Genomic DNA, 5,599 nt, shown 5'->3' on the forward strand with positions numbered 1-5,599 from the left:
GACAGGCGACTGGATTAAACTGTGCGCTGACAATTTCTTTTTTTTAGTTTTTACCCCCTCTGGCTTGGGCTTCTTTTAGACTATATTGATCCTCTGACCTATCTCAAAGTTAGCACTAACCAACTGGAAAAGTCCCGATTTAACTTGTTTTTGTGCTGCCAAAACCTGCCGTTTTCTTATACTAACCCGGTCAGATCACTTTTCAGTCATCTACCTGACATAAAACTATCACTCAAATGAAATATCTATGTCGTTTAATTGTGCGGAAAAAATACGGCAAATTTTGTATTAACTGTGGGGTAGAAAAAGTTAATGAGCCAGCAAACCAGTGATCCAAAAATTTATAACAAGAGTTCCAACCCATCCATTACGCAGGTCATGGAAAAGGAAGTCTCTCGTCGTTCTGTGCTAAAAGGCAGTGCCTCCCTGGCAGCTTTTAGTTTTCTATCGGGCCTTGGGCTGAGCGGCTGTAGCAGTGACAGTAGTGACGACACGCCGGTGGCTGGTGGTATTGAGCTAGGGTTTGACTCTATTGCCGGAACAAAAATAGACGCAGTTTCTGTACCGCAGGGCTATACCGCGCAAATTCTGGCACCATGGGGCACCCCCCTGAATAACCAGGCTAATGACTGGGACCCTGATGGTAACAACACCTCAACAGACCAACTTAATGCCATGGGTATGAACCATGACGGCATGCACTTTTTCCCTCTGAAAAATAGCGCCACCGAAGGCTTGTTATGTATTAACCATGAGTATATTAACTGTGATCACCTTCATCCCAATGGCCCAACTTCCCCGGGTGATAAGCGCCCGGCTGAGGAAGTTCGCAAGGAAATAAATGCCCATGGCATATCTGTCGTCCATATAAAGCTCGAAGACGATCAATGGCAGGTCGTTAAGAACAGCGACTACAACCGCCGCTTTACCGCAGGAACCACCATGGCTGTTACCGGCCCCGTTGCTGAAAGTAGCCTTGAGCTGTTAAAGACGAAGTACACCACAGAAAAAGGTGACCACAAACTGGCTCGCGGAACCAATAACAACTGTGGTAACGGTCATACACCCTGGGGCACCTACCTGACTTGTGAAGAGAACTGGCCGGATTATTTTATTAACCATGGTACGATGGATGATAAACAAGAACGTATCGGTATCAGCGACTCAGTGACAAGGTACAGCTGGGAAACTGTTGATGATAGGCAAGAAAAAGAAACCGGTGAATTTTCCCGCTTTAATATTACCGAGGGTAACAACCCTGAAGAAGACTTTCGCAATGAGGCCCATGGGTTTGGCTATATTGTGGAAATTGACCCCTATGACAATAAATCCATAGCCACCAAGCGGACAGCGTTGGGTCGTTTCCGCCATGAGGACTGCTCCTTTGGCAAGTTAACGGAAGGTCAACCCGTGGTATTCTATAGCGGTCACGATGGTAAATTTGAGTATATCTACAAATTTGTTTCCGAGGCATTGTGGAACCCGGCCGATGCCAATCCTGTGGATCGCTTAACCGTAGGCGCCAAGTACATGGATAAGGGCACGCTTTATGTGGCGCAGTTCAATGAAGAAGGCAAAGGCCGTTGGATTCCCCTGGTTGAAAGTACTTCCGCGACACCTGTTGGGGGGACATTAGGAGACAAAATAGGCACGCTGGCTGAAATCCTGCTGAATGCCCCACTGGCCGGCGATTTAGTGGGCGCGACAAAAATGGATCGCCCGGAATGGACCGCTGTAGACCCTGAAAGCGGCACGGTTTATGTCACATTAACCAATAATGATGAGCGCGCACAAGGCGATGCGTCCAACCCTCGCCCTGATAATAAATACGGCCATATCGTTCGTTGGAATGAGGGGGCATCAGCGACTGAGTTCACCTGGGACTTTTTCCTGTTTGGCTCCGATGACAGCGAAGATGCGCAAACCAATTTATCCGGCTTAACTGCCAGCAATGAGTTCGGCAGTCCAGATGGCCTCGCCTTTGATGATCGCGGTATTTTGTGGGTACAAACCGACGGTGGTGAAGTCGATAGTACCAATGACCAGATGCTGGCTATTGTTCCTTCAAGGATCAGTGCGCCACAAGATGGCAGTCCTGCCGTTAACACCGATAACCAGGATGAATTACGGCGCTTCTTTGTTGGCCCCAATGGCTGTGAAGTGACAGGTATTGCCTTCTCTGCTGATCACGCCAGCCTTTTTGTTAACTTGCAACATCCGGGTAACTGGCCGCCAGCCAATGGTACAACGGACGCAACAGAAGAGACACCGGTAGGTTTTAATGTGCGTCCACGGTCATCCACTGTTGTAATACGAAAAGTCGATGGGGAGCCTGTGGGCGTATAGCTCTCACTGCCACTTATTTATACCGAAAGGATTTCAAGCTGCTACGCGGCGGCAAGAGAGTGAAGCCCCACAAGCCTGCAAAGAGTGGGTGACTGGGGTGACGATTGCTGCCAACAACCTGCTAGTTTGAAAGGCGACGGGTATCACCGAGTTCAGCTGTTGACCGCTTTCAACTGGTTGGAAGCCTTATTGCCAATGGTGAAGACGACATTTAACAGATGAATTCACGTTAAACAACAGTTCCCAGATAGTCTAGGAGCCTGACCGAGAATAGCCCTTAGCGAGGATTGCGAGAAATTGAGGATAAAATTTCTGTTTCTGAGGAGAATAGCGGGGCTATTTGATGAAGAAGCAGGAATTTTTAGACCAATTTATCGCAACCGCAGTAGCTCGGTTCATTCTCGGACAGGCTCCTGGCTGCTGTTTCGGACTCAGGTCATGGTATATACAAGATCAACCTATTTGATTGATGAGCATATATCCCTTCTTATCGGTATATAACCATTAAATATTTCTTTTTTTTTCCATAGAATAGCCATGTTTCGTCGATAAGACCTTGATTGAGGGCACTCAATGACGTCCAAGCTCACCATCCACCAGCCGAGTCACGTGGCCTGTAGAGACTGTAGCCTTAGCTCTCTGTGTTTGCCTATGGCTCTTAACCTGAAGGATATTCACCAGCTCGACCGTATCATCAGGCGAGGCCGCCCTTTAAAAAAAGGCGCTCACCTCTTTATTGAAGGAGATAGCTTTACCAGTCTATTTGCCGTTCGTTCAGGCGCCATAAAAACCTATAATTCCACTAACAAGGGTGAAGAGCAAATCACTGCTTTTTATCTACCTAGTGAAATACTTGGGCTCAGCGGCGTGGATACCGAAAGCTATCCTGTATCAGCACAAGCCATTGAAACGACGATGGTCTGTGAAATTCCTTTTGGTGAGCTTGAGCTATTATCTGATGAGTTCCCGGAACTTCGCCGTCATATTATGCGGTTGATGAGTAAAAAAATTCGGGAAGACCAGCAAATGATGATGCTGTTATCAAAGAAAAATGCCTACGAGCGGATTGCTACCTTTCTGATTACCCTGGCCAGCCGTTTTCGTCGCAGGGGCTTTTCCTCCCAGTCATTTCGTATTGTCATGTCGCGCAATGAAATGGGCAACTTCCTTGGACTTGCTGTTGAAACTGTCAGTCGTGTATTTACGCGTTTTCAGAAAAATGGTCTTATCTTAGCAATGGGAAAGGAGATAGAGATTCTAGAACCTGCGGCGCTCTATTCTCTGGCCAGCGGCAAAGCAAATAAACAACCGCCTGTTCTGAAGGCTACCGGCTAACCGAAAGCCGCAGCCTGCTTTGAAAAACACAGTGACTGCGGCAACAATGAGAATACTCACCCAATTAATCACGCGCATTTCTCCAGGTTACTCCCTTGCTTGCGCACAACGAATACATAAATCCGCAAAGGGCATAATCTCCAGACGGGCCGGAGAGATTGCGTCACCACAGACTAAACAATAGCCATACTCACACTCATCAATGCGCTCCAACGCTTTATTGATTTTATTGAGCTCAAGCGTTGTCTCATTACCGAGGGCATCCATCACCTCATCATTTTCCCGCTCCTGCGCCTGTTCTGACCAGTCAGCACTCGGTGCCTGTTGCCTTTTTGCCTTAATGCGTCTGACACGGTCATTCAGCTCTTCCCGGCGGGCAATCAGCTGCGCCTTCATCTGTTCATAATCAACCATAACTCTCCCCTGTTGCCAGTGTTATAAATCGGGGGAGTCGGGCAATAAGAGATAACCCTGAAGCGGGGAACTTTCTCGCTCACCCCCCCCCTAAAAAAACGGTGCTTCCTTACTCTTTTTAGGATGATAGTTTTATACTATGCCGCTTTTGAACAAGATAACTGTCGGACACCACACTGTTATGCAAAGCCCCTCATCCCCAAGCACGAAACAGACACGTGTGAACTTTAACAAACTCCAAAAACGTCTTCGTCGTCACGTTGGTCAGGCCATTGCCCACTACAATATGATTGAAGAAGGCGATACGATTATGTGCTGCCTCTCTGGCGGGAAAGACAGCTATACCCTATTGGATATCCTGCTGAACCTGAAGCATAACGCGCCTGTTCACTTTGATATTATTGCTGTCAATCTCGACCAGAAGCAACCCGGGTTCCCTGAGCACGTCCTGCCCGAATACCTTAACTCACTGGGTGTTGACTACCGTATTATCGAAGAAGACACCTACAGCATTGTCAAAGACAAAATCCCCAAAGGCAAAACAACCTGCGCTCTTTGCTCTCGCCTGCGTCGGGGTATTCTTTATCGCACCGCCAAAGAAGTTGGTGCCACAAAAATCGCCCTGGGCCACCACCGTGATGATATTCTGGAGACCTTGTTTTTAAATATGTTCTACGGGGGAAACATGAAAGCCATGCCTCCGAAGCTGGTCAGTGACGATGGTCAGCACATGGTGATTCGCCCACTGGCTTACTGCCGTGAAAAGGATATTATTCGTTTTGCTGAGCAAAAATCTTTCCCCATTATCCCCTGTAATTTGTGTGGCTCCCAGAAAAACCTTCAACGCCAGGCTGTAAAAGCAATGCTTAACGACTGGGACAAACGATTTCCAGGAAGAATTGAAAGCCTGTTCAGGGCATTGCGTAATGTAACCCCCTCTCACCTGGCGGACGGCGACTTGTTTGACTTTAAAAACCTGACCCGTGAAAGCCACCTCAACAACGAAGGGGATACCGCTTTTGACCCTGTTGAATTCCCAGTAGCCTCCACCGATACCATCAACGCGTCACCTGAGCCTGCTGCATCGGCTATGGTGAAGATTGTTAACTTGTAAGGAGCCGGGCACAAATCCGATAAATACAACAAGAGTCCGTCTGTTTTTTTATCACTCCCGCGAGTGCCTGTAAGAGCTGGCAAGCGGGACGTCAGGACACCAGGAGCCTGTCCGAGAATAGACAGCCCTACTGTGGTTGCGATAAATTGGTCTAAAAATTCCTGCTTCTTCATCAAATAGCCCTACTATTCTCCTCAGAAGCAGAAGTTTTTATCCTCAATTTCTCGCAATCCTCGCTAAGGGCGCTGTTCCCGGACAGGCTCCTAGAGCATGATTTATCCAATAAGGCACTTGATGGTTATGAGCATATCGTTGATTGCTGTTGCGAGGCTTGGAATAAATTGTGTGGAGAAGCCGGTCGATTGACCAGCTTATGCTCTCGAAAATGGT

The 5,599-nt window shown here is 47.8% G+C and carries 4 protein-coding genes; 3 read left to right on the top strand and 1 reads right to left on the bottom strand.

Annotated elements, in window-relative coordinates; all coding sequences use genetic code 11:
- The first annotated feature begins 312 nt into the window (after positions 1 to 312).
- Together V4C51_RS16865 and fnr are read left to right on the top strand one after the other, a co-directional pair.
- Positions 313 to 2,346: a PhoX family protein gene (locus tag V4C51_RS16865; RefSeq protein WP_330927346.1), complete on the top strand. Its 2,034-nt coding sequence runs from the start codon at positions 313 to 315 to the stop codon at positions 2,344 to 2,346.
- 573 nt (positions 2,347 to 2,919) lie between these two features.
- The gene (fnr, locus tag V4C51_RS16870; RefSeq protein WP_330927347.1) at positions 2,920 to 3,681 is read left to right on the top strand and encodes a fumarate/nitrate reduction transcriptional regulator Fnr; all 762 of its coding nucleotides are present in this window, start codon (positions 2,920 to 2,922) and stop codon (positions 3,679 to 3,681) included.
- Positions 3,682 to 3,768: 87 nt separating this feature from the next.
- Here the strand turns inward: fnr and V4C51_RS16875 are convergent, their stop codons facing one another.
- On the bottom strand, positions 3,769 to 4,095 hold the full coding sequence (locus tag V4C51_RS16875) for a TraR/DksA family transcriptional regulator (RefSeq protein WP_330927348.1): 327 nt from the start codon (positions 4,093 to 4,095) through the stop codon (positions 3,769 to 3,771).
- A 181-nt stretch (positions 4,096 to 4,276) separates the two neighbouring features.
- Here V4C51_RS16875 and ttcA point away from each other — a divergent pair, with 181 nt between their 5' ends.
- Positions 4,277 to 5,209: a tRNA 2-thiocytidine(32) synthetase TtcA gene (gene ttcA, locus V4C51_RS16880; protein ID WP_330927349.1), complete on the top strand. Its 933-nt coding sequence runs from the start codon at positions 4,277 to 4,279 to the stop codon at positions 5,207 to 5,209.
- Positions 5,210 to 5,599: the final 390 nt, after the last annotated feature.

The sequence above is a fragment of the Candidatus Sororendozoicomonas aggregata genome, from assembly GCF_031528575.1.
In the GTDB taxonomy this organism is placed as follows: domain Bacteria; phylum Pseudomonadota; class Gammaproteobacteria; order Pseudomonadales; family Endozoicomonadaceae; genus Endonucleibacter; species Endonucleibacter aggregata.

Bases quoted from the DNA above. Each gene is read 5' to 3' on its own strand.
- V4C51_RS16875 (WP_330927348.1), bottom strand. From the start codon at position 4,095: ATGGTTGATTATGAACAGATGAAGGCGCAGCTGATTGCCCGCCGGGAA.
- ttcA (WP_330927349.1), top strand. From the start codon at position 4,277: ATGCAAAGCCCCTCATCCCCAAGCACGAAACAGACACGTGTGAACTTT.
- V4C51_RS16865 (WP_330927346.1), top strand. From the start codon at position 313: ATGAGCCAGCAAACCAGTGATCCAAAAATTTATAACAAGAGTTCCAAC.
- fnr (WP_330927347.1), top strand. From the start codon at position 2,920: ATGACGTCCAAGCTCACCATCCACCAGCCGAGTCACGTGGCCTGTAGA.